Origin of the sequence: Cryobacterium frigoriphilum (genome assembly GCF_004403305.1) — a bacterium.
Classification (GTDB): Bacteria; Actinomycetota; Actinomycetes; order Actinomycetales; family Microbacteriaceae; genus Cryobacterium; species Cryobacterium frigoriphilum.
In genome coordinates, this window is sequence record NZ_SOHE01000069.1 from 11,185 (window position 1) to 34,435 (window position 23,251).

At 65.9% G+C, this 23,251-nt stretch carries 23 protein-coding genes and 1 tRNA gene; 17 read left to right on the forward strand and 7 right to left on the reverse strand.

All coding sequences use genetic code 11. The annotated features are described in order from the left end of the window. Positions 1 to 96: 96 nt before the first annotated feature. The 7 genes from E3T55_RS15935 to der all read left to right on the forward strand — a co-directional run bounded on the left by E3T55_RS15935 (position 97) and on the right by der (position 6,651). Positions 97 to 981, forward strand: coding sequence for a ParA family protein (locus E3T55_RS15935; RefSeq protein ID WP_134520545.1), 885 nt, complete (start codon positions 97 to 99; stop codon positions 979 to 981). Beyond that, positions 965 to 1,810 (forward strand): segregation and condensation protein A, encoded by an 846-nt coding sequence (locus tag E3T55_RS15940; protein WP_134520546.1) that lies wholly within the window; start codon positions 965 to 967, stop codon positions 1,808 to 1,810. The genes E3T55_RS15935 and E3T55_RS15940 overlap by 17 nt, the downstream gene beginning before the upstream one ends. Continuing rightward, positions 1,800 to 2,420: an SMC-Scp complex subunit ScpB gene (gene scpB, locus E3T55_RS15945; protein WP_134520547.1), complete on the forward strand. Its 621-nt coding sequence runs from the start codon at positions 1,800 to 1,802 to the stop codon at positions 2,418 to 2,420. Before E3T55_RS15940 ends, scpB begins: the two co-directional genes overlap by 11 nt. Next, the gene (locus E3T55_RS15950; RefSeq protein ID WP_134520548.1) at positions 2,417 to 3,292 is read left to right on the forward strand and encodes a pseudouridine synthase; all 876 of its coding nucleotides are present in this window, start codon (positions 2,417 to 2,419) and stop codon (positions 3,290 to 3,292) included. Before scpB ends, E3T55_RS15950 begins: the two co-directional genes overlap by 4 nt. A 76-nt stretch (positions 3,293 to 3,368) precedes the next feature. Beyond that, a complete protein-coding gene (locus E3T55_RS15955; protein ID WP_134520549.1) occupies positions 3,369 to 4,451 on the forward strand; it encodes a prephenate dehydrogenase in 1,083 nt (360 codons plus the stop codon). 3 nt (positions 4,452 to 4,454) lie between these two features. Beyond that, the gene (cmk, locus tag E3T55_RS15960) at positions 4,455 to 5,147 is read left to right on the forward strand and encodes a (d)CMP kinase (RefSeq protein ID WP_134520550.1); all 693 of its coding nucleotides are present in this window, start codon (positions 4,455 to 4,457) and stop codon (positions 5,145 to 5,147) included. Then, positions 5,140 to 6,651: a ribosome biogenesis GTPase Der gene (gene der / locus E3T55_RS15965; protein WP_134520551.1), complete on the forward strand. Its 1,512-nt coding sequence runs from the start codon at positions 5,140 to 5,142 to the stop codon at positions 6,649 to 6,651. The genes cmk and der overlap by 8 nt, the downstream gene beginning before the upstream one ends. A gap of 118 nt (positions 6,652 to 6,769) precedes the next feature. Here the strand turns inward: der and E3T55_RS20850 are convergent, their stop codons facing one another. Further along, positions 6,770 to 7,066 carry a hypothetical protein gene (locus tag E3T55_RS20850; RefSeq protein ID WP_134520552.1) on the reverse strand — a complete coding sequence of 99 codons (297 nt, stop codon included), beginning with the start codon at positions 7,064 to 7,066 and terminating at the stop codon, positions 6,770 to 6,772. A gap of 11 nt (positions 7,067 to 7,077) precedes the next feature. Further along, complete coding sequence (locus tag E3T55_RS15975; protein ID WP_134520553.1) at positions 7,078 to 7,407, reverse strand: ArsR/SmtB family transcription factor; 330 nt, start codon at positions 7,405 to 7,407, stop codon at positions 7,078 to 7,080. A 131-nt stretch (positions 7,408 to 7,538) separates the two neighbouring features. On the opposite strand from E3T55_RS15975, the gene E3T55_RS15980 reads away from it, so the two are divergent. Next, entirely contained in the window at positions 7,539 to 7,907 is a 369-nt protein-coding gene (locus tag E3T55_RS15980; RefSeq protein ID WP_198418586.1) for an SRPBCC family protein, read from the forward strand. A 219-nt stretch (positions 7,908 to 8,126) separates the two neighbouring features. Here E3T55_RS15980 and E3T55_RS15985 read toward each other — a convergent pair whose 3' ends face one another. From E3T55_RS15985 to E3T55_RS15995, 3 genes are all read right to left on the reverse strand, one after another. Continuing rightward, positions 8,127 to 9,092: a sugar kinase gene (locus tag E3T55_RS15985; protein ID WP_241993101.1), complete on the reverse strand. Its 966-nt coding sequence runs from the start codon at positions 9,090 to 9,092 to the stop codon at positions 8,127 to 8,129. Continuing rightward, positions 9,089 to 9,754: a bifunctional 4-hydroxy-2-oxoglutarate aldolase/2-dehydro-3-deoxy-phosphogluconate aldolase gene (locus E3T55_RS15990; protein ID WP_198418587.1), complete on the reverse strand. Its 666-nt coding sequence runs from the start codon at positions 9,752 to 9,754 to the stop codon at positions 9,089 to 9,091. The genes E3T55_RS15985 and E3T55_RS15990 overlap by 4 nt, the downstream gene beginning before the upstream one ends. 100 nt (positions 9,755 to 9,854) lie before the next feature. Next, complete coding sequence (locus tag E3T55_RS15995; RefSeq protein WP_166791811.1) at positions 9,855 to 10,850, reverse strand: LacI family DNA-binding transcriptional regulator; 996 nt, start codon at positions 10,848 to 10,850, stop codon at positions 9,855 to 9,857. A gap of 83 nt (positions 10,851 to 10,933) precedes the next feature. Between E3T55_RS15995 and E3T55_RS16000 the strand changes: the two genes are divergently transcribed. Beyond that, positions 10,934 to 12,535, forward strand: a complete 1,602-nt coding sequence (locus E3T55_RS16000) for a UxaA family hydrolase (RefSeq protein ID WP_134520556.1) — start codon at positions 10,934 to 10,936, stop codon at positions 12,533 to 12,535. A gap of 60 nt (positions 12,536 to 12,595) precedes the next feature. On the opposite strand, the gene manD is transcribed toward E3T55_RS16000, so the two are convergent. Together manD and uxaC are read right to left on the reverse strand one after the other, a co-directional pair. After that, positions 12,596 to 13,828: a D-mannonate dehydratase ManD gene (gene manD / locus E3T55_RS16005; RefSeq protein WP_134520557.1), complete on the reverse strand. Its 1,233-nt coding sequence runs from the start codon at positions 13,826 to 13,828 to the stop codon at positions 12,596 to 12,598. Then, positions 13,825 to 15,333, reverse strand: coding sequence for a glucuronate isomerase (uxaC, locus tag E3T55_RS16010; RefSeq protein WP_134520558.1), 1,509 nt, complete (start codon positions 15,331 to 15,333; stop codon positions 13,825 to 13,827). The genes manD and uxaC overlap by 4 nt, the downstream gene beginning before the upstream one ends. Before the next feature lie 276 nt (positions 15,334 to 15,609). On the opposite strand from uxaC, the gene E3T55_RS16015 reads away from it, so the two are divergent. The 8 genes from E3T55_RS16015 to E3T55_RS16050 all read left to right on the forward strand — a co-directional run bounded on the left by E3T55_RS16015 (position 15,610) and on the right by E3T55_RS16050 (position 23,234). Beyond that, positions 15,610 to 16,605 (forward strand): LacI family DNA-binding transcriptional regulator, encoded by a 996-nt coding sequence (locus E3T55_RS16015; RefSeq protein WP_134520559.1) that lies wholly within the window; start codon positions 15,610 to 15,612, stop codon positions 16,603 to 16,605. A 140-nt stretch (positions 16,606 to 16,745) separates the two neighbouring features. After that, positions 16,746 to 17,972 carry an extracellular solute-binding protein gene (locus E3T55_RS16020; RefSeq protein ID WP_134520560.1) on the forward strand — a complete coding sequence of 409 codons (1,227 nt, stop codon included), beginning with the start codon at positions 16,746 to 16,748 and terminating at the stop codon, positions 17,970 to 17,972. A gap of 3 nt (positions 17,973 to 17,975) precedes the next feature. Next, the gene (locus tag E3T55_RS16025) at positions 17,976 to 19,106 is read left to right on the forward strand and encodes an ABC transporter ATP-binding protein (protein ID WP_134520561.1); all 1,131 of its coding nucleotides are present in this window, start codon (positions 17,976 to 17,978) and stop codon (positions 19,104 to 19,106) included. Next, complete coding sequence (locus E3T55_RS16030; protein WP_241993102.1) at positions 19,103 to 20,035, forward strand: ABC transporter permease; 933 nt, start codon at positions 19,103 to 19,105, stop codon at positions 20,033 to 20,035. The genes E3T55_RS16025 and E3T55_RS16030 overlap by 4 nt, the downstream gene beginning before the upstream one ends. Continuing rightward, on the forward strand, positions 20,035 to 20,961 hold the full coding sequence (locus E3T55_RS16035; RefSeq protein WP_134520563.1) for an ABC transporter permease: 927 nt from the start codon (positions 20,035 to 20,037) through the stop codon (positions 20,959 to 20,961). Before E3T55_RS16030 ends, E3T55_RS16035 begins: the two co-directional genes overlap by 1 nt. A gap of 47 nt (positions 20,962 to 21,008) precedes the next feature. Then, entirely contained in the window at positions 21,009 to 22,583 is a 1,575-nt protein-coding gene (locus E3T55_RS16040; protein ID WP_134520564.1) for a mannitol dehydrogenase family protein, read from the forward strand. A 133-nt stretch (positions 22,584 to 22,716) separates the two neighbouring features. Beyond that, positions 22,717 to 22,793, forward strand: a tRNA-Pro gene (locus tag E3T55_RS16045). A gap of 177 nt (positions 22,794 to 22,970) precedes the next feature. After that, positions 22,971 to 23,234: a helix-turn-helix transcriptional regulator gene (locus tag E3T55_RS16050; RefSeq protein ID WP_134520565.1), complete on the forward strand. Its 264-nt coding sequence runs from the start codon at positions 22,971 to 22,973 to the stop codon at positions 23,232 to 23,234. The last annotated feature ends 17 nt before the right edge of the window (positions 23,235 to 23,251 follow it).

A 23,251-nucleotide genomic window follows, 5' to 3' on the forward strand; every position in this document is an offset into this window, starting at 1 on the left:
GCGGCGGCCGCCGGGCCGCGTTCCGCTAGAATCGACCGAGTGACAGGTGCAGCACGTATCGAAGGCGGGTCAGTGACGCGTAGGCAGAGTGACCGGATGGCTCTTCCCGGTTTTGAGACGACCGTGGAGAAAACCCCCGAGAAGCCCGTCGGCCCGACCGGTCGACAGAAGCACGAGTTTCCCGATCCGCGGCCCATTAAGCGCCACGGTCCGGCCCGCATCATCTCCCTTTGCAATCAGAAGGGCGGCGTGGGTAAGACCACGACGACCATCAACCTCGGTGCGGCCCTGGCGAGCTACGGCCGCCGGGTGCTGGCCATCGACTTCGACCCGCAGGGCGCCCTGTCGGCCGGCCTCGGTGTGCCCACGCACGACGTCACCACGATCTACGACCTGCTGCTCAACGGCAAGGTTGACCCGAAAGAGGCGATCCAGCAGACATCCGTCGAAGGCCTCGACGTGATTCCGGCGAACATCGACCTGTCCGCCGCGGAGGTGCACCTCGTCAACGAGGTCGCCCGCGAACAGATTCTGGCCCGCGTGCTGCGCAAGGTCAGCGCCGACTACGACGTGATCCTCATCGACTGCCAGCCGTCGCTCGGAATCCTCACCGTCAACGCGCTCACCGCGAGCCACGGCGTGCTGATTCCGCTCGAGTGCGAGTTCTTCGCCCTGCGCGGCGTGGCCCTGCTGATCGAAACCATCGACAAGGTGCGCGACCGGCTCAACCCGGCCATCGAACTCGACGGCATTCTCGCGACCATGTATGACTCGCGCACGCTGCACTCACGTGAGGTGCTCGAGCGGGTCGTCGACGCTTTCGGCGACCGGGTGCTCGAAACCGTCGTCGGCCGTACCGTGAAGTTTCCCGACGCGAGTGTCGCCGGGGTGCCGATCACCGAATTCGCCCCGGAACACGCGGCTGCCAAGGCCTACCTGTCGGTGGCGCGGGAACTGATCCAGCGTGGCGCCGTCGCCTAAGGTCGTCGAAAAAACGGTCCCGAGACCCGCGTTCTCGGTCGCCCTCGGTGACCTCGAGGGAAACTTCGAGGGCCCGTTCGACCTGCTGCTCCAGCTCATCTCGCGCCATGAAATGGACATCACCGAGGTGTCGCTGAGCCGGGTCACCGACGAATTCATCGGTTATCTGCGCGGCCTCGACGCGACCGAAGAGCTCGACCAGGCCACCGAATTTCTCGTCGTCGCGGCGACGCTGCTCGACCTCAAGGTCGCCGGGCTGTTGCCCGCCGGTGAGCTCGTCGACGCCGAAGATGCCGCCCTGTTCGAGGCCCGCGACCTGCTCTTCGCCCGGCTGCTGCAATACCGGGCCTTCAAAGAGGCCTCACGGTGGTTCACCGAGCATCTCGAGCTGGAAACCCAGCGCCACACCCGCACGGTGCGGCTCGAAGAGAAATACCGCCAGCACACCCCCGAGCTGGTCTGGACGCTCAGCCTCGACGACTTCGCGGCCCTCGCCGCACTGGCCGTCACGCCCCGCGAGCTGCCCACGGTCGGCCTCGACCACCTGCACGCGCCGCTCGTCAGCATCCGCGAGCAGGCGGCTTTCGTCGTCGCCCGGCTGCAGGAGTGTGCCGCGCGGCACGAGCGCATCACCTTCCGCCAATTGATCGCCGACGCGGGGGAGAAGGGCGTCATCATCGCCCGGTTCCTCGCGGTGCTCGAGCTGTACCGGCACGGCGCGCTCGACTTTGACCAGCCCGAACCGCTCGGCGAACTCACCCTGCGCTGGGTCGCCGAGAACTGGTCGGACACCAGCCTCGCCACCCTCGGAGTTGACGATGACGCCTGACCCGACGACCACGACCGAGACCGTGACAGCGGATGCCGCGCCCCGTCTCGACCGCAAGCTCGAAGCCCTGCTCATGGTCGCCGACGAACCGCAGTCGCTGGCGCTGCTGGCGACCGCGGTGGCCTGCCCGGTGGCCGAGGTGCGGGTATCCGTCGCCCGGCTGGTGGCCGATTTCGACGGCGTACCCCCAAGTGACGCGGCCCAGCCGGCCACCGTGCGGCGCGGCTTCGAACTGCGCGAGGTCGCCGGCGGCTGGCGTATCTACGTGCGCGCCGAGCACGACGACCTGCTGAGCGATTTCGTGCTCACCCAGAACCCGAGCAAGCTCAGCCAGGCCGCGCTCGAAACCCTCGCGGTAATCGCCTACAAGCAGCCGATCAGCCGCGGTTCGGTCGCGTCGATCCGGGCGGTCAACGTCGACTCCGTCGTGCGCACGCTGCTCGGCCGTGGCCTCATCACCGAGGCGTCGACCGACGCCGAAACCGGCGCGATCAACTACGCCACCACTGACTTGCTGCTCCGCCAGCTCGGAATCAACTCGCTCGACGAGTTGCCACTTCTCTCACCGTTACTTTCCGACGGTGCCAACGGATTCGAGGATCTGCGATGACACACGACACCCAACACAACACCCCCGATTTCGCGGGCAATCCCGACGCCGCCGCCGACGGCGTGCGCCTGCAGAAGGTGCTCGCCGGAGCCGGCGTCGCCTCTCGCCGAGTTTCCGAAGACCTGATCACGAGTGGCCGCGTGCGTGTGAACGGCAAGGTCGTCACCGAGCTCGGCCGTCGCGTGCACCCGGAAAGCGACCAGGTCGCCGTCGACAACGTCGCCGTGCAGCTCGACACCACCCGCCGCTACCTCATGCTCAACAAGCCCGTCGGTGTGGTCTCCTCGATGCAGGACGAAAGCGGACGCCCCGACCTGCGTGAATTCACCGACCAGTTCGAGGAGCGCCTCTTCAATGTCGGCCGTCTCGACGCGCAGACCAGCGGCCTGCTGATCCTCACCAACGACGGTGACCTCGCGCACGTGCTCGCGCACCCCTCGTTCGGTGTCTCGAAGACCTACATCGCCAAGGTCGAGGGCCGCGTTTCGGCTCAGACCGTGGGCAAGCTGCAGTCCGGCATCGAACTCGACGACGGCCCCATTCAGGCCGACAAGGCCCGCATCCTCGCGAGCCCTCCCGGTGACGGCTTCAGCATGGTCGAACTGTCGCTGCACTCCGGCCGTAACCGCATCGTGCGCCGCATGCTCGGCGCCGTCGGCCACCCCGTCGTCGACCTCGTTCGTCGCCAGTTCGGCCCGCTCAACCTCGGCACCCTGCGCCAGGGTGCCGTGCGCGAGCTCACCCGCGAGGAGCTCGGCGCGCTGCTGACCGTCTCCCGGTCGGCTCCGACCCCGAACCGCGACGCTGCCCTCGCCAACGCGGCCGAGGAAGCGCACAACAACGACGAACAACAGCCCGACACCGACCGCTAGACCGCCCGCGGCATCCGCTTCACCCTCGAAACACCCGAAACACTCGAAACACCCGTAACACCGAAGGAGTCGACCCGTGGTCGAAAGTCGCTTAACCGGCCCGGTTCGCATCGTCGGCGTCGGGCTGCTCGGCACGAGCATCGGCCTGGGCCTCACCGCCCGGGGCATCACGGTGACCCTCGCCGACGCCTCGCCCACGAACCTGAGCCTCGCCATCGATTACGGAGCAGGGGTCGCCGGCGGCCCCGACGACCAGCCGCAGCTGATCGTCGTCTGCGTGCCGCCCGATGTGACCGCCGACATCGTCGCGCGCGAGCTTGCGGCCTACCCCGACGCGATCGTGACGGACGTCGCGAGCGTCAAAGTCGCGCCCCTCACCGCCCTGCGGGCGAGCGGCGCCGACGTGTCCCGCTACATCGGCTCGCATCCGCTCGCCGGCCGCGAAAAGGGCGGCCCGCTCTCGGGCCGGGCCGACCTGTTCATCGGCCGTCCCTGGGTCGTTGCCGCGCACGACGCGATCAGCTACCAGCAGGCCCGCGCGATTGACGATCTGATTCTCGACCTCGGCGCGATCCTGGTCGAGATGACCCCCGAAGAGCACGATCGCGGGGTCGCGCTCGTCTCCCACGCACCGCAGCTCGTGTCGACGCTGATGGCGCACCGGCTGACGGATGCCGCGCACTCCTCCCTGAACCTGGCCGGCCAGGGTCTGCGTGACGTGACGCGCATTGCCGCAAGCGACCCGGACCTGTGGGTGCAGATCCTCGCCGCGAACGCCCGCCCGGTGCGCGAGATTCTGCTGGCCTTCCGCGACGACCTCGACCGTGTCATTGACGCCCTCGACGACCCGCTCGCGCCCGGAGCACAGCGGCGCATCGCCGAAGAGCTCGCCGGCGGCAACGCCGGTGTCGCCCGACTGCCCGGCAAGCACGGCCAGGACCGCCGCTACGGTTCGATCATCGTGATGGTCGATGACCGCCCGGGCCAGGTTGCCCGGCTACTCGCCGAAATCGGCGAACTCGGCGTGAACATGGAAGACCTGCGCCTCGAACACTCACCGGGGGCCCAGATCGGGCTCGCCGAAATCTTTGTACTCCCCGAGGCCGTTTCGCGCCTCACCGAAGAGCTGGCCGCCCGCGGCTGGCGGATTGCTGGTTAACGCATGGGCCGACACACCCTCCCCACCCTCGTCGCGATCGACGGGCCGGCCGGAAGCGGCAAGTCCAGCGTGAGCCGCGCCGCCGCCCGGCGTCTCGGTTTCGCCTACCTCGACACCGGCGCCGCCTATCGGGCGTTCGCCTGGTTCAACATCGAACGTGAAATTGATACGAGCGATGCGGATGCCGTGCGCCGGCTGCTGCCGGAGTTCGACTACTCCATCGGTACCGACCCCGACGAGTACTACGTGCGGGTGGGGCAGACCGACGTGACCGACGCCATCCGCTCACCCGAGGTCAGCGCCGCGGTCAGCGCGGTCGCCCGCATTCCGGCCGTACGCAGCCAGCTCACCGATCTGTTCCAGAGCCTGGCCACGAACGTGGATCGCCCCGGTGTGATCATCGAGGGGCGCGACATCACGACCGTCGTCGCGCCCGAGGCAGAGGTGCGCATTCTGCTCACGGCGTCCGAGCAGGCTAGAATGGATAGACGCTCCGCGGAAATTACAACCCAGTCGGCCGAAACCGTGGCAGAACAGCTGCGATCGCGAGATCGCGCAGACTCCCAGGTTGTCGACTTTATGAGCGCCGCAGACGGTGTGATAACCGTCGATTCCACCCATCTTGACTTTGAGCAGACCATTCAAGCGGTCATCGACGTCATCAACACACGCACGAAGCGGGCATTGCATGAGTAACGAATACGACGACACGAGCACAGCGCTCGATACCGAGCTGGCGGAACGACTCGCCAACCTCGACGAGGAACTGGCCACGCGGCGTTCGACCGCGCTGCGCACCGGCCTCGACGAGTACGAACTCGACGACGAAGACCTCGACGTTCTCTCGAACGTCACCGACGACCCCGACGCGATTCAGTACCTGCCGGCGCTGCCGGTCATCGCTATCGTTGGCCGCCCGAACGTGGGTAAGTCCGCGCTCGTGAACCGTATCCTCGGCCGCCGCGAAGCGGTCGTTGAAGACACCCCCGGCGTCACCCGTGACCGCGTCACGTACAAGGGCGAGTGGGGCGAGCGTCACTTCAGCCTCGTCGACACCGGCGGCTGGGAGCCCGACGCCAAGGGCATCGACCGCTCCGTCGCCATGCAGGCCGAACTCGCCATCGAGCTCTCCGACCTCGTCATGTTCGTCGTCGACTCCAACGTGGGCCCGACCTCGACCGATGAGGCCGTCGTTCGTCTGCTGCGTAAGAGCGGCAAGCCCGTCTTCGTCATCGCCAACAAGGTCGACGATGTGCGCCAGGAGCCTGAAGCGGCCAGCCTGTGGGCGCTCGGCCTCGGCCAGCCCTGGCCGGTTTCCGCGCTGCACGGTCGCGGTGTCGCCGACCTGCTCGACGCGATTCTTGAAATTCTTCCGCACGTGTCGGCCGTTGCCAAGCAGGAGGTGGGCGGCCCGCGTCGCGTTGCTATCCTCGGGCGCCCGAACGTGGGCAAGTCCAGCCTGCTGAACAAGGTCGTGGGCGAGGAGCGCGTTGTTGTCAACGAGCTCGCCGGCACGACCCGCGACCCGGTCGACGAGCAGGTCGAGCTCGGCGGCAAGGTCTGGCGTTTCGTCGACACCGCCGGCATCCGTCGTCGTGTGCACCTCGCCCAGGGCGCCGACTTCTACGCCTCGCTGCGCACCAGTGCAGCCCTCGAAAAGGCCGAGGTCGCCGTTGTGCTGCTCGACGTCACCGAGGTCATCAGCGAGCAGGACATCCGTGTCATCGACCTCGTGATCGAGTCGGGCCGTGCGCTCGTTCTCGCCTTCAACAAGTGGGACATGATCGACGACGACCGTCGCCGCTATCTCGAGCGTGAGATCGAGCAGGACCTGGCCCACGTGGCCTGGGCCCCGCGCGTGAACATTTCGGCCAAGACCGGTCGTCACATGGAGAAGCTCGTTCCGGCCCTTGAGCTCGCGCTCGAGTCGTGGGATACCCGCATCGCCACCGGCAAGTTCAACGCCTTCCTGGCCGAGCTCGCCGCGGCGCACCCGCACCCCGTGCGCAGTGGCAAGCAGCCGCGCATCCTGTTCGGCACGCAGGCCTCCAGCCGGCCGCCGACGTTCGTGGTCTTCACCACCGGGTTCCTCGACCCGGGTTACCGTCGCTACATTCAGCGTCGTCTGCGAGAGATCTACGGCTTCGAGGGAAGCCCGATCAACCTGTCGATGCGCGTGCGCGAGAAGCGCAAGCGCTAGGCCAGCCCGTCTAACAGCCCCGCCTTCCCTGACCGGAAGGCGGGGCTGTTCGCGTTAACGGACAGAGGCCGCCGGTTCTGTTTCCAGAACCAGCGGCCTCGTCGGTCAGGCGAGCGGCTTAGTGCTCGTCGTAGTGGCCTTCGTGCAGGGCGTGCTTGTGGCCGTCGTGCAGGTAGTCCGTGTGGTCGTCGTGGGCAACGGCCTCGTGGCCACAGGCGGCGCCGTGCTCGTGGTCGGCCGGAGCGTGCTCGGCCGCGGACTCGTGCTCGTCGTAGTGGCCCTCGTGCAGGGAGTGGTGGTGCGTGCCGTGCACGTAGTCGGTGTGACCGTCGTGGCTCACGGCCTGGTGGCCGCAGGCCTCGCCGTGCTCGTGCTCGGTGACGGAATGCTCGGCGTGAACGTCGATGAGGGTCATGTGGTGCTCCTTTAGTGCGAGTGTGTTGATGTGGTCTCAGGGGAGTCGGGATCCGAAGCCTCGAGAACGTGGTTGATGGCGTCCTCGACCACGTGGGCGACATGCTGGTCGGCGATCGCGTAGGTGGCTTCCCGGCCCGACCGGGTCACAATCACGACCCCGGCGGTGCGCAGCACCTTGAGGTGCTGCGACACGAGGGGCTGTGACTGTCCGGTTGCCAGCACCAGCTCAGTCACCGTTGCCGGTGATTCGCTCAGTACTCGCATGATCGTGAGGCGTGACGTGGAGGCCAGTGCTTTGAACAGTTCGGCCGCCTCGGCGATGCCGCGATCAATTCCCATGGCTACAGACAACCAGTTTCATAAACATATTGCAATCTATTTATGCAATGAACAATCGTTCTCAGTAATTTCGAAGGCGTATGGCGCGTAGCGTTGCGCGTATGCCTTTGAATCCCACGCGCCACATTTCCATGGCGATTGCACGCGCCCCGCATGATGTCTACTCCTTCGCGAGCAATCCCGCCAACCTGCCGCTCTGGGCTGCGGGTGTGAGTGACTCGATCGCGCTTCTCGACGGAGTCTGGACCACGCAGTCGCCGATGGGCGCCGTCACGATCGAGTTCACGCCGGCGAACGAGTTCGGAATCCTCGATCACTACGTCACCCTGCCCACGGGGGAGACCTTCGCGAACCCCCTGCGCGTGATCGCCAATGGTTCGGGCAGCGAAGTAATTTTCACGCTCTTCCGTCTGCCCGACGTCGATGACACCGCCTTCGAAGCGGATGCCGCCGCCATCGCCACCGACCTTGCCGCGCTGAAGGCCCGCCTCACCCTCTAACCCACCCCGGACATCCGCTGGTTGAGCCTGCGCGCGCAGCGCGCTGGTCGAAACCGAGTGGGCCGGACTTCGGGCTGCGGGAGGGGGCGGCCTCCCGCAGTCTTGAGATTGTCTCGCGTGGTTTCGACCGCTCGTGCCTCGCGGCTCAACCAGCGGGCGGGCGCAGCGCGCCGCCTGCTTGGTTCGACCGCTCGTGCCTCGCGGCCCAACCCCCGGGGGTCAGCGGCTGACCGGCTCGCGCGCGGTGAGCCCCGCGAGCTCGCTTCGGCGTGGCATCCCTTCCCAGTCGCCGGGCACGAGGCAGGCGTAGGCCCCCACGGAGACCGCCGTCGTCAGTCGGGTGGGCACGTCGGCCCCGAGCAGGTAGTCGGCCAGATATCCGGCGACGAACCCGTCACCGGCTCCGACGGTGTCGGTCGGACGGATGCGGATCGCGTCCCGCTGGTACTCGACGCCGTCCACGACAGCGACGGCACCGTGTTCTCCGAGTTTGACGACGGACTGTCCGGCTCCCGCGTCGATGAGCCGGTGCGCCAGGGTGATCGGAGCATCCGCTTCACCCACCGCGATGGATGCTTCGTCATCCCCGGCGAAGACGAGGTCGACGTCGGGCAGAATGCGCCGGTAGACCTGCCGTGCCTGTTCCCGCGACCAGAGTTTCCCGCGAAAGTTGAGGTCGAAAGATACGGTCACGCCCGCTGCCTTCGCGATTCGGAGGGCCTCGAATGTCGCCTCCGCGGCGCTTGCCGACAAGGCGGGAGTGATTCCGGTCAGGTGCAACAGAGACGCATTCTGAATGAGTGCGGGATCGATGTCGTCGGCGGTAAGCCGCGATCCGGCATTGCCTCGGCGGTAGTACCAAACCCGGGTCTCGCTATGGGTGCGGCGCTCCTTCACCATCATTCCGGTGGGGGCTTCGGGGTCGCGGATGCCGATCACCTGGACGCCCTCGGCACGGATCTCCCGCAGCACGAGGTCGCCGAGGGAGTCATCGCCGACTCGGCCTATCCACGTGATGGGGGTTCCGAGTCGTGCCAGGGCGATCGCGACATTGCTCTCGGCGCCGCCGATGCCGAGTGCCATCGACCGCGCGTGCTGCAAGGGGCCCTCGGTGTTGCTGCTCATCAGGGCCATTGTCTCGCCGAGGGTGACGACGTACGCCGGTGATCCGGCCTGGCTCGTCACGACCGGCGGCGGGCCTCGGCCGCCAGTTCGGTCACGCGCCGGGCGCGTTCGGCGAGAAGTTTGAGGGAACCGCCCATCAGGGCATCACCGATGAGTGGACCGCCCAGACTTACCGCCGTGGCACCGGCAGCGAGCCAGTCCGAAATGTCACCGAGGCCGATGCCGCCCGAGGGAATGAATTGCAGGTCGGGGAACGGCCCGCGCAGGTGGCCGCCGAACTGGGGGCCGACGGTCTCGGCCGGAAAGATCTTCACGGCCGTTGCGCCGGCGGCCCAGGCAGAGAACAGCTCCGTCGGCGTCAGGCCGCCCGGAAACACCGGGATGCCCGAACGTACCGCAAGGGCGATCACCTCCAGATTCACGATCGGTGTCACGAGGTAGCTCGCGCCGGCGTCGATTGCGCGCTGGGCCTGGTCGACGTTCACGATGGTGCCGATGCCCATTTCGACCTCCGAGCCGAACCCCGACTGCAGCGCAGCGAGATGCTCAAACGTGTCGGGCGTGCTCAGCGTCAGCTCAATCGAGCGGATGCCGTTTTCCACGAGCACCCGCACGACCGGCTCGTACTGGCGCGCGTTCTGGGCGCGCAGTACCGCGATGATCGGGGTCGCGCGCAGCGTGCTCGAGGGCACGGAGCGGGCGAGAGAAACAGATGTAGTCACAAAAACTCCTTTGTTGGTGACGAACGACGACAAATGGGCCCGGGTTGCCCACACACCGCGCCTGGGCACGCTATCCACAAGTGACGCCCCACGGCGCTTGTCAGACCATGGATGGCCGGGCAGGGCCGGTCGACTCCCGCACGACTAACCGGGTCGGTACGCTCCCGGTACGGTGAACCGCCGGGTTCAGTACCGCCTGCGCCGCGAGCGCACCCAGAGAGCGCGACGAGCTGTCGATCGTGGTCAGCGCGGGCCAGGCCAGACCGATGGGCAGTGAATCGTCGCATCCGACGACGCTCATGTTCACGGGCACGACGATTCCGCGATCCCGGCAGGTGGACAGCACACCGAGGGCGACCTGGTCGTTGAAGGCGACCACGACCGTCGTATTCGGGTCGAGATGTCGGGCGACCTGACGTCCCGATTCAAAGTCGGGTTTCTCGACGGGCACGATCGATAGGTCGACGCCGAGCCGAGCGCAGGCACGAGTGAGGGACGCGCGCTTTTCGCGCGCCGACCAGGATCGCGCGGGCCCGTCCAAATACGTCAAGCGGCGATGCCCCAGCGCGTAGAGATGATCGACCGCCGCGCTAAAGCCGGGTTCCACGTCGATCACGATCTGGCTCAGCAGCTCGGGCACGATGCTACCGGGTGCAAGTCTTCGATTGGCAAGGACCACCGGCAGGCGGACGGCCGCGGCGGTGATCTGGGCATCCGTCATGCGGCTGGAGACGAGCACCAGACTGTCGACCTGGGTCACCATCTGACGCAGCAGACTGGCCTCGCGGTGACTGTCTTCGTGGGCGTCGCCGATCAGGATTCCGATATCGCGGGCGGCCACGACCGATTCCAGTTCGGCGAGAAACTGGGTGTAGAACGGGTTGGAGATGTCGGGAAAGATCAGGCCGATGTTGCCGGTCGAGCCGGTCACGAGGCTGCGGCCGAGCCGGCTCGGGTTGTAGTCGAGGTCGTCGGCGGCCTGCTGCACGCGTTTGCGGGTGGATTCGACCACGGCGGGGGAGCCGCTGAGCGCCCGCGACGCCGTGGCCAGAGATACTCCGGCCGCCGCGGCGACCTGCCGGATTGTTGTGGTCACCTTGACCCGCCCGCCTGAAACATCGAGAATAGACAATGAAAACGTTTACATTGACCCTATCGCAGCCCTGAGGATCCCGCCAGATGCCCCCCACAGTGAAATTGAGCAACGTCGCCCTGCACCTGAGTGAGCGGGACGAGGTGGCCATCGCCTTGCGTCCGTTGGCCGCCGGTACGATGATCGAACTTGATCTCGAACCGGGCATTGAGACTGTCACCCAGTCTGGATCAGTGCCCGGTGCCGGTTCCGCTGCTCCATTCCTGGTGCTGACCGGCGACATACCCCGCAGCCACAAATTCGCACTGGCGCCGATTGCGGTGGACGGCCGGGTTCACAAGTACGGGCAGTCGATCGGCCTCGCCACCGCGCCGATCGCCGCCGGCGACCACGTGCATTCCCACAATCTCGGCATGGACGACGCCGATCGTGCCCACGAATTTGGCACCCAGCGCACCGCCCTCGTCGCGCCGACCGGACCAGTTCCTACCTTTCTCGGGTACCCGCGCGCCGACGGGCGAGTGGGCACCCGCAACTATGTCGGCATCCTAACCTCGGTCAACTGCTCGGCGACCGCCGCCAACCTCATTGCCGACGCGTTTCGCGGCGGTGCCCTCGACGAGTTCGAGAACGTCGACGGGGTGATGGCGTTGACGCATCAGAGCGGATGCGGCCTGGTTCCGACCAGCGACGGCGCCCAGACCCTCATGCGCACCCTGCGCGGCTACGCCGCCCACCCGAACTTCGGCGGCATGCTCGTCGTTGGCCTGGGCTGTGAGATGGTTCCCGTCGACGCCCTCGTCGCCGGGCACGGCCTGCCAGCCGACACGATCGTCTCGACCATGAATATTCAGGGTGAGGGCGGCGTGCGCGCCACGGTCAAGGAGGGAGTGGCTCGCATCCGCGCGATGCTACCCGAACTGAATTCTCGTCAGCGGGAGCCTGCCCCGGTATCCGAGCTGATTCTGGGCCTGAACTGCGGCGGCTCCGACGGGTTCTCTGGCATCACCGCGAACCCGGCCCTCGGAATCGCGTCCGACCGTCTCGTGTCGTACGGCGGCACATCCGTTCTGGCAGAAACGCCTGAGGTCTTCGGGGCCGAGCACCTGCTCACCAGCCGTGCCGTGAGCGCGGCGGTGGGCCAGCAACTTCTCGATCGCCTGGACTGGTGGCAGGGCTATGCCGCGCAGGGCGGCGGCAGCCTCGACAACAACCCGTCGCCCGGCAACAAGGCCGGTGGGCTGACCACCATCCTCGAAAAATCCCTCGGTGCCGTCGCGAAGGCCGGCCAGGCCGACCTCGCCGCGGTGTATGGGTACGCCGAGAAGATCACCGACCGCGGCCTCGTCTTCATGGATACGCCCGGTTACGACCCGGTATCGGTCACCGGGCTGATCGCCGGCGGTGCCACGGTCGTTGTCTTCACGACCGGGCGCGGATCGGTGTTCGGGGCCAAACCAACCCCGTCGATTAAGGTCGCCACCAACTCCGAGACCTACAATCGCATGCCGGATGACATGGACCTGAACGCCGGCCGAATCGTCGACGGTACCGCCACTCTCGACGAGGTCGGCACCGAAATCTTCGAGATGATCATTCGCGTGGCCTCGGGAGAGCAGACCGTGAGCGAAGAACTCGGCGTAGGCCAGGAGGAATTCGTGCCGTGGCAATTCGGCACGGTCACCTGAGCCGACAGCGCACAACGGGCCCGGCGCACTCGCGCCGGGCCCGTTTCGATCAGCGTGGGGTTACCAGTCGTGCATGGTGCCGTCACGCTGCAGCCGGTTGACCGGCAGGTAGGCGGGTGTGTACGCGAAGGTCGCCGCCAGTTCCTCGTCGTATTCGACACCGAGTCCGGGGTTATCCCCCGGGTGCAGCAGCCCGTTCTCGAAGGTGTAGCTGGTCTGGAACACCTGCAGGGTGTCGCCGGAGTGCTTCATATACTCCTGAATGCCGAAGTTATGGATTGCCAGGTCGAGGTGCAGCGCCGCTGCCTGACCGACCGGCGAAATATCCGTCGGGCCGTGAAAACCCGACTTGATCTGGTAGATCGCAGCGAAATCCATGATCTTTCTGAGCGCGCTGATGCCGCCGGTGTGAGTGACTGCGCTGCGCACGTAGTCGATCAGCTGTTCGGTGATGAGGGTCTGGTAGTCGTGCACGGTGTTGAAGACCTCGCCGATGGCCAGCGGGGTGGTCGTTTGGGCGCGCACCCGACGCAGCGACTCCTGGTTCTCGCCCGGCGTGCAATCCTCGAGCCAGAACAGATCGTACGGTTCGAGTGACTTGCCCAGAATGGCCGCCTCGTTCGGTGTTAGACGGTGGTGGCCATCGTGCAGCAGGGGAATGTCGTAGCCAAACTCCTCGCGCACCGCGGCGAAGATGGTCGGAATGTGGCGCAGGTAGGCCCGGCTGTCCCATTCCTCTTCGGTCGGAACGGATGTTCGCTTGGCCGGCTCGTAGTCATAGCGTTCACCGGGCTTCTGGTTAGTCGCAACGCCGTACACCTGGCCGAGCCCTGGCACGCCGGTCTGCACGCGAATCGCCTTGAACCCCTGGTCGAGGTGGTTGCGAATCGACGTGAACAACGAGGGTAAATCCGACCCAGAGGCGTGGCCATAGGCAAGGGCTCCGGTGCGGGATGCGCCGCCGAGCAGCTGATAGACCGGCTGCCCGGTCACCTTGCCCTTGATGTCCCACAAGGCCACGTCAACCGCGGAGATCGCGGCCATCGTCACTGGTCCGCGGCGCCAGTAGGCGCCGCGGTACAGGTACTGCCACGTGTCCTCGATCGCCTGCGGATCGCGGCCGATCAGCAATGGCACGACGTGTTCCTGCAGGTAGGCGACGACCGAGAGTTCGCGGCCATTAAGCGTTGCGTCGCCGAGGCCGGTGATGCCGTCAGAGGTCGTGATCTTGAGCGTGACAAAGTTGCGTCCGGGGCTGGTGACGAAGACCTCGGCGTGGGTGATGACCGTCATAGTGCTGTACTTTCTGCTTGGGTGCGCGCCGGCGTCGCTGCCGGTGCGACTGCGCCGCGACGGGCGTAGGCGGTGAGGGGAAGGTTGTACGCCAGATCGATGGCGGTCTCGGTAGCCTCATCGAGAGTGAGGCGATGTTCGCCGACGAGCTTGGCGAGGTAGCCGGCATCCACTCGCCTGGCCAGATCGTGGCGTGCGGGAATCGAGGCGAAGGCCCGGGTATCGTCGACGAATCCGCTGGTGTTGTAAAACCCGGCGGTCTCGGTGACGAGCTCCCGAAAACGGGCCATGCCGCCGGGGGAGTCGAGAAACCACCATGGTGCTCCGAGTCGCACCGTGGGGTACGCGCCGGCGATCGGTGCCAGTTCCCGCGAGTACACGGTTTCATCGATGGTGAACAGGATCAACCGAAAGCGGGGATCGAGTCCGAAGGCCGTGAGCAGCGGCTGCAACGCACGGGTGAACTCCACTGGGCGCGGTATGTCGAAGCCGTTGTCGGGCCCGTAGCCGTCACGAATCGCCGCCGAGTGGTCCCGCTGCACGCCCGGGTGCAGTTGCATCACCAGGCCGTCTTCCATCGACATTCGCGCGCTCTCGAAGAGCATGTTTGCGGCGAAGGCTTCGCCGGTTGTGGCGTCGACCGGGCCGGTGAGGGCCTGCTGAAAGATGCGTTCGGCATCCGCCGCATCAAGTGGAGTCGTATTGGCCGTCAGATGGCCGTGGTCGGTGGCCCGAGCTCCGGCCGCAACGAACGCGAACCGCCGCTCCTGCAGTGCCTCGAGAAATCCCCGATACGAGGTGATGTCACGGCCACACCGGGCGCCGAGTGCCCGAATGGCGGCGCGCCAGGTGACGCGGTCCGGGTAGAAGACGCCGTCGGGCCGGAACGTCGGCACGACCCGCTCGCCCCACCCCTCCGCGGCCAGCGCCGCGTGCTCGGCGAGGTCGGAATCCGGTGCATCCGTCGTGCTGAGAATTTCGATATTGAATCGATCGAAGAGCGCGCGGATGCGGAAATCCGGCTCGGCCAGGGTGGCGCTCAGCTGGTCGTAGATCGCGTCTGCGCTCGCCGCGGATGGCTCCTGCGTGATGCCGAAGACCTCGACGAGTTCGTGTTCCATCCAGTACCGCGTCGGGGTGCCGCGATAGAGCTTCCAGTTCTCGGCAAACCGCCGCCAGATCAGCCGGTGGTCGGTCTCGGCGACGAGGCTGCCGGAGGCGCCGTCACGCGGCTGCACGCCCAGATCGCTGTTGCGGTAGCCCTGGGACACCAGCATGCGAACCAGATAGTGGTCGGGAATGATGAACAGCTCGGCAGGGTCGCCGAAGGCGTCATTACGCCGGATCGCCCCCGCATCGATGTGCCCGTGCATGGAAATGATCGGCAGAGTCCGAATGCTCGAGTAGATCTCCCGGGCGATTGCGCGCTGCGTCGGTTCGGTGGGCAAAGCCCGATCCGGATGAAGCGTCCATGCTGTGTGAAGTGCCCGTGGCTGTTCAGCCATCTTCTGCCTCCTCGTTGAAACAAAATTGAATGTTGTTGCAGTGCCGTTCTTGCACCCGGACCGAGCGAGCCGATGCGTTGAGATCCACTATATGCACGTAATCATGCTCAGCGCGAGCGGTGACCCGCGGGTGACTGAGCCGGGATTCGTCGTGATTGATCTGTGACTTGACATCTCAGTGCAAACGTTTGCAGAATAGGACCACGGCCCGCAGCAGTGCTTGCCGACGAGAAACAGCGGCGCGGTCGCTGTTCCAGACACGGGGTGGTGTTCAAGATGGTCGTAACAATTCGCGACGTAGCTCACGTAGCCGGAGTCTCCATCTCCACCGTCTCCCGGGCTTTGGCCTCACCCGACAAGGTCTCAGCGTCGACCCGCCTGCTGGTCGAGGAGACCGCCCGCTCCATGGGGTACCGCGCCAACCGGGCAGCGCGCGGGCTGGTCACCGGGCGCACCAGCAGCATCGGTCTGGTCGTGCCCGACCTCGAGAACCCGTTCTTCGGTTCGATCTGCAAGGGCGTGCAGGCCCGGGCCCGCGCCGCCGGCTACTCCGTTTTTATCGCTGACACCGACGAGGATCCCTCGCTCGAAGACGAAGCCGTGCGCAACCTGACCAAACAGGTCGACGGCGTCATCATCTGCTCCGCCCGCAGCACCGACGCCGCGCTGCAGCAGGCCGCTCAGGATGGCCCGCTCGTGCTCGTGAACCGCGCTTTGCCCGGCATCCCGTCGATCACCTTCGACAACGGCGGAGGCGCGCGGGCCGTGATGCGGCACCTCATCGCGCTCGGTCACCGGCGCATCGCCTATGTGGCCGGCCCGGTCACCTCGTGGTCAAACCGCGAACGCACCCTCGCACTGCAAACCTTCGCTGCCGAAGCCGATCACGTCGACCTCATCGAACTCGGAAACTTTCCTCCATTCTTCTCCGGCGGCATGCAGGCGGCCGACCTCGCGGTCGCGAGCGGCGCCACGGCCATCGTGGCCTTCAATGACCTGGTCGCCTTGGGCGTCATAGAGCGGCTCCGCCAGCGCGGGCTGCAGGTACCGGCCGATATCAGCGTCACCGGATTCGATAACGTGCCGGTCTCCGCCCTGGTCTGGCCGAACCTGACCACCGTGGACTTTCCACGGATCCAGATGGGTAGGGCGAGCGTGGATGCTCTTCTCGACACGGTTCTGGCCCGCACGAGCCCGCGGCCTGCGATTCAGGAGATCCCGGTCGAACTCGTCGTTCGACAATCCACGGCGCCACCGGCTCAGCCGAGTTAGCCGCCGCTGCGGCCTTTGCCCTCGCGCAGCACCTGTGGCCGGCCTTCGGGCCGCCCCGCCGTGGCGCATCCGCGTGCGATCACGCACACACAGACTTCCAAACACCGACGTTTGGGGAACACAGAAGGAATGACAACGATATGCGAGTTACGAAACGTACGTATGTCACGGCCGCTTTCGCCGTGGCCGCACTGGCACTCACCGGCTGCACAGCGCCGAATTCCGGGGCAGCTCCGGCCGTTCCGGTCTCCGACGCGGCCGATGTGCCCGACAAGCCCTCCGCCCCCGTCACTCTCAACATCCTCGACGTCGCCGGCAACCAGAAGCTGACCGGCCCCATGGTCGACGCCTTCGTCGCGGCGAACCCCGACATCATCTCCGCCGTCACCTGGGAGAGCGCCGGCGCGCCCGACCTGGTCGGCTCCATCAAACCGCAGGTCGACAGCGGCAGCCTCTCGATCGACTTGGTGATGACCGGCACAGATGGCCTCGCGGCCGGCATCGGCCAGGATCTCTGGGTGCCCATCGTCACCGACTACGAAGACCGCCTCAGCAACCAGGCCGACTACATCGAACCGGCCGCCAACATGCAGGAACTGGCCGAGGGCTACGGCGTCGTGACCACCTACTACCCGTCCGGCCCGCTGCTGCAGTACAACCCCGACGTCGTGACGGATGTCCCCGGCACACCCGAGGAACTGCTTACTTGGGCACAGGCGAACCCCGGCAAATTCGGCTACGCCCGCCCGGCCAACTCCGGCCCCGGCCGTACGTTTCTGCAAGGCCTGCCGTACATCCTCGGGGATGAGGACCCCACCGACCCGGTCGAGGGCTGGGACAAGACCTGGGCCTTCCTCGGCGAGCTGGGCCTCAACATCACCAACTACCCGACGGGAACGGGCCAGGTCATTTCCAACATGGCTGACGGCACCTGGGCCATGATCCCGACCACCACCGGCTGGGATATTGAACCGCGCGCCACGGCCAAAGAGCCGGCCAGTATCGAAGCCGCCCCCTTTGACGACTTCACCTGGGTGACGGATGCCCACTATGCCGTCGTTCCCGTCGGCCAGACCGCCGACAAGATGAGCGCCATCCTGCTGCTCCTGCAGGACATCCTCACACCGGAGACCAACGCCATGGCGTATGACACCGGCTACTTCTACCCGGGCCCGGCCATCGAAGGCGCGACGCTGGACATGGCCCCGCAGGCCAGCCAGGACGTCATCGCCGAGTTCGGCCGTGACTGGTATGACGACCTGATCGAGGAGATGCCCAAAGCGACTCCGCTCGCACCCGACGCCCTCGTTGAGGCGTTCGACATCTGGGACCGCGAAATCGGTACCGGCAAATTTGAGGTGAACTGACCAATGGCATCGTCGACTAATACATTCGAGACCCTCGAGCTGAAGAACGTCGGACGCAGTTTCGGCGGCCACAATGCCTTGGTCGACCTGAACCTGACGGTTCGGGCCGGCGAATTCATCGCCCTGCTCGGACCGTCGGGTTGCGGCAAATCCACCGCCCTCAACTGCCTCGCCGGCCTGCTGCCGCTCACCCACGGCGAGATCCTGATCGACGGCAAGCGCGTCGACATTCTCCCCTCGGAGAAGCGCGACTTCGGCATGGTCTTTCAAAACTATGCGCTCTTCCCGCACCTGTCGGTGGAGAAGAATATCGCTTTCGGGCTGCAGATGCGCAACCTGCCCAAGGCCGAGATCACTCGCCGGGTGGCCGACGGCCTCGCCCTGGTCAAGCTGCAGGAACAGGCCAAAAAACTGCCCGGACAGCTCTCCGGCGGTCAGCAGCAGCGCGTGGCCATCGCCCGCGCCGTGGTGCTCGAACCCCGCCTGGTGTTGATGGACGAGCCGCTGTCCAACCTTGACGCGAAACTGCGCCTCGAGATGCGCACCGAGATCCGGCGTCTGCATCAGTCGCTCGGACTGACGACCATCTACGTCACGCACGATCAGGAGGAAGCCCTCTCGCTGGCCGACCGGCTCGTCGTGCTGCGCGAAGGGCAGGTGCAGCAGATCGGCACCCCCGAAGAGCTCCACAACAACCCGAGCAACTGGCACGTCGCCGACTTCATGGGCTACCGCAATATCGTCGACCTCACCGTCGCCTCCGTGTCGGGCTCGCTCGCCCGGGTGTCTGGCCATGGCATTTCGATCATGGCGACCCTCGCGCAGACCGCGGCCGTCGGCGAGACCGTGCGCGTCGCCATCCGTCCCTCCGACCTGGTCGTACTGGCCCCCGGCGAGTCGCCGCAGGGCAGGGAGACCATTGAAGCCACCGTCAACGTGGTCGAATACCAGGGCCGCGAGTTCGCGGTGGAGACCACGACCACGGCCGGCCAGAACCTCTTCGTGCACGCGTACACCGCACTGCTGCCGGGATCGACGGTGCAGCTGTCCGTCGATCCCGCGCGGGCCTTGATCTATCGCAGCAGCCTCGAGAAGACCGGCACTCGACGGGAACTCGCCGGGGCACGATCGTGACGTCCGCGACCACGACGGCGAACCGTACCGCCGGTTCCGCCAGCCTCAAACACCGACTCGCGGAACGGGGCATAGATACCAAGCTGCTGCTACTGGTACCCGCGATCGTGTTCGCGCTATTGCTGTTCGTCTACCCCTTCGCCTACGGCATCGGGCTCACCTTCCAGCCCCTCGCCGCGACGCAGGAACAGTGGGGCGGCGGCTTCTTCGCGAACTACGTCGCCTTCTTCCGCGACGCGTTCATCTTCGACTCGGTCTGGCTCACGCTGCGCCTGGCCTTGCCGGCGGCGCTGTTCAACGTGCTGGTCTCCATTCCCATCGCCTTCAAACTGCGCAACAAGTTTCGCGGCAAGCGGATGCTGCAGACTCTGCTGGTGCTGCCGATCACGCTCGGCACCGTGTTGACCGCGCAGGGCCTGCTGATCTTCGCCGGCCGTCAGGGCTGGCTCAACCGTTTTCTGATGGAGAACGGCATCATCGACCAGCCGTTGCAGCTGGTCAACAACTACATCGGTGTGATGCTGTCGCTCATCATCTCGGGTTTTCCGTTCGCCTACCTGCTGATCTCCTCGTACCTGTCGGGCATCGATCCGTCGCTCGAGGCGGCGGCAAAGACACTCGGCGCCAACTGGAAGCAGCGCTTTCGGCGCGTCACCCTGCCGCTGCTGGCTCCCGGGCTCGCGACGACGTTCATTTTGACCTTCGTGCTCGCCTTCAGCGTCTTTCCCTCGGCTCGCCTCGTTGGTGATGCCTCGGGTGACACCCGGGTGCTGGCGCTGATGGCCTACCGCGCGTTCTCGGAGCAGTTGGACTACAGCATGGCTTCGACGATCGCCATCATGATGGGGGTGGTGGAACTCATCGTGATCGCGTTCGTGTTCTTGGGCCGCTCCTTCCTCTATAAGGGTTCAACGGGAGGTAAGGGCTGATGTCCAACTCACTACGTACGCGCACGGCCCCACCCACCGAGGTGGTCAACATCGTCAAGAACCGCAACAAGGGCAAGCTGGCCCCGGGCGAGAAGTCGCTCGTCGCCTCGCCGAGCACCTGGTTCGTCTGGTTCGGCATTGCGGCGTTCTTCGTCTTTCTGTTCGGCATCGTTCTCAGCGTGCTGGTCGACTCCCTCGGCAAACCCTGGTTCAGCACCTGGCTGCCGGAGAACTTCACCCTCGGTTGGTATCAGGAGAGCTGGGAACGCTTCAACCTGACGCACATCATTGGCGTCACGCTGCTTGTCGCGTTCTCCGTCATCGTGATCTCGGTCGTGATCGGGGTGCCGGCCTCGTATGTGCTGGCCCGCAGCAATTTTCCCGGCAAGAAGCTCGTCATGCTGCTCTTCCTGCTGCCGATCCTGATTCCGCCGATCACCTTCGGTATTCCGCTGGCGACCGTCATGTACAACATGGGGCTCGGCCGCACGGTGCTGGCCGTGATCCTGGTGAACCTGGTGCCGTCGGTGCCGTTCGTGATCATCACGATGACGCCGTTCATCGAGCAGATCAACCCGGCCATCGAGAATGCGGCGAAAATGTGCGGCGCGAACATGTATCAGGTCTTCACCCGGGTGCTGGCGCCACTGTTGATCCCCGGAATCCTGGCCGCGAGCATCCTCGTGCTGGTGCGAACTGTTGGAATGTTCGACCTCACCTTTTTGGTCTCCGGGCCCACCTCGGACACCCTCGTGGTGGCCATCTACCGGGCCATGACGAGCGCCGGCGGCGGAGAATCGCGCCAGCTCATCTCCTCGATGGGCGTCATCTATACCGCGCTGATGCTGCTGATCCTGATCATCGCGCTGCGCTTCATCAACCCAACCCAGCTGGTGGCGCAGGTGAAGGACTCCCGGGACGACTGACGCGTCACGCGCACACCCTCACCCGCCGGTCTTTTAGGAGAAAGCACATGACAGCAACATTGATCCCCCTCACGTCACAGCCCGACCCGCCGCAGTCCGCGCGGCTGGCCACAGCCACGCTGGCCGCGGCATCCGTCGGCGCCGACGTTGACCTGCCGCCGATCGGCCCGGCGTTGATCTCGATTGGCATCGTGCATTTTGGCATCGGGGCCTTTCACCGGGCGCACCAGGCCGTCTTCACTGAGGATGCGATGGCGGCGACCGGGCAGACCAGCTGGGGGATCCTCGGGGTGACTGGCAGGTCAGAGGCGGTCGTTGAGCAGCTTCAACCCCAGAATTGCCTCTATGGGGTGCTCGAAAAGGGGGCGGATGCCCCGGCCCTGCGCATTGTGGGCGCCGTGCGCGATGTCGCGTGGCCGGGTCGGGACAGCGAGAAGGTCATCGAGATGCTGGCCCGGCCCAGCACGCACATCGCCACCCTGACGATCACCGAGAAAGGGTACCTGCGCGGGGCCGACGGCGACCTGAACCTGTCCCTGCCCGTGGTGCAACACGACGTCGCGTTACTGGAACGTGAGATCGCGGGGGAGGCCGGCCTGCCGGCCTCGATCTCGCCGCTCGGACTGCTGGTGAGGGGCCTCGCTCGGCGCTTTCGGCAGGGCGGTGAGCCGTTCACGGTGCTGCCGTGTGACAACCTCGTCGACAACGGAACCATCACACACCGGTTGGTGACCTCGTTTGTGGCCGCAGTGGGTCGGGGCCAGGCCGCGGCGCGGGATGACCTCCTGGCGTGGCTCGCGGCATCCGTCACCTTTCCGTCGACCATGGTGGACCGCATCGCGCCCGCCACGACGGAGGCCGACCGGCAGCTCGAGGGCGGTCTGCTCGGGCTGCGCGACGACGCACTCGTGGTCGCCGAGCCCTTCAAGCAGTGGGTGATCGAAGACCGGTTCGCCGGTCCGCGGCCGCGCTGGGAGCAGGTCGGCGCAATTCTCACGAGCGATGTGGCGCCTTATGAGCGGGCCAAATTGCGCATCCTGAACGCGACCCACTCGCTGCTGGCCTACCTCGGCGCACTTTGCGGTCACTCCACGATCGCCCAGGCAATGACGAACCCGATGCTGCGCGACCTCGCTCGGCGGGTCATTGACGAGGACATTCTGCCCACGCTCGTCACGCCTGTCGGGATGGACCTCGCGGTCTATCGGGACAGCGTGCTGAAGCGGTTCGGCAATCCCAACCTGCCGCACACGACCCGTCAGGTGGCTATGGACGGGTCGCAGAAGCTGCCCAACCGTATTCTGGGTTCTGTTCAGGATCGCCTGCAGCAGGGTGAAACGCCCGAGGGCCTCGCGCTCGCGGTTGCCGCGTGGATCACCTACGTCGCCTCCACCATCGGCGGTGACACCATCCTCGACGACCCGCTGGCCGAGCTGTTGCAGGCGACCATCGGCGACGCCGACGCCGTACGTACAGATCCGAACGGCGTCGTGCAGCGGATGCTGGCGCTCGGTCAGATCTTTCCGCAAGCGGTTCAGCAATCGGTCGCGTTCCATGACGCCGTTCGGCAGCAGTTGTTCACGGTGCAAACCATTATGCGAGCGGCCCGGGCCCAGGCCTGAGGTGACGACTGACCGGTTGGATTCGCAGTCTGACCGGTCAATCGGGGCACTGTGCACGCAGCAGCTCCCCGGAGGCACTAAGCTAATCTAGTTGCCTTCTGCGGGTTCGATTCTGAATCACAGCAAGAAGTCACGGGCTGTAGCGCAGCTTGGTAGCGCACCTGACTGGGGGTCAGGGGGTCGCAGGTTCAAATCCTGTCAGCCCGACCAAAAGTCTCGGAAACTCAAGGGTTTCCGAGACTTTTTAGGTTGGTAAAGAAATGTTGCTACCGCAAACTCACGTTAAACCCCGCTCAGACCGCCCCGAAACGGCCGTCTCTGGGGCCGTGAACAGGTTCGTTCCGGTTTTCCTTTGTCGGTTGGGCGCCATCGGCGCACCTCAGGAGTATGACTACTCACGACGAACTCTTGTCCACTCCACCGTCGATCTCTCCCGAAGCGTGGGGGCTCGACGCTCTGATCAGCATTGCCGAACTGTCGGCTTACCTGGGCGTGCCGGTCGCCACGATCTACGACTGGCGTGTGCACGGACACGGGCCGGCGGCTTTCCGCTTCGGCAAGCACCTCCGGTTCGCGATCTCCGATGTGCGAGCCTGGATCGCCGAACAGAAAGAACCCGCCGGCCAGCCGGGCACCGCGCATCGGCGGTGAACTGAGATGTCGCGGCC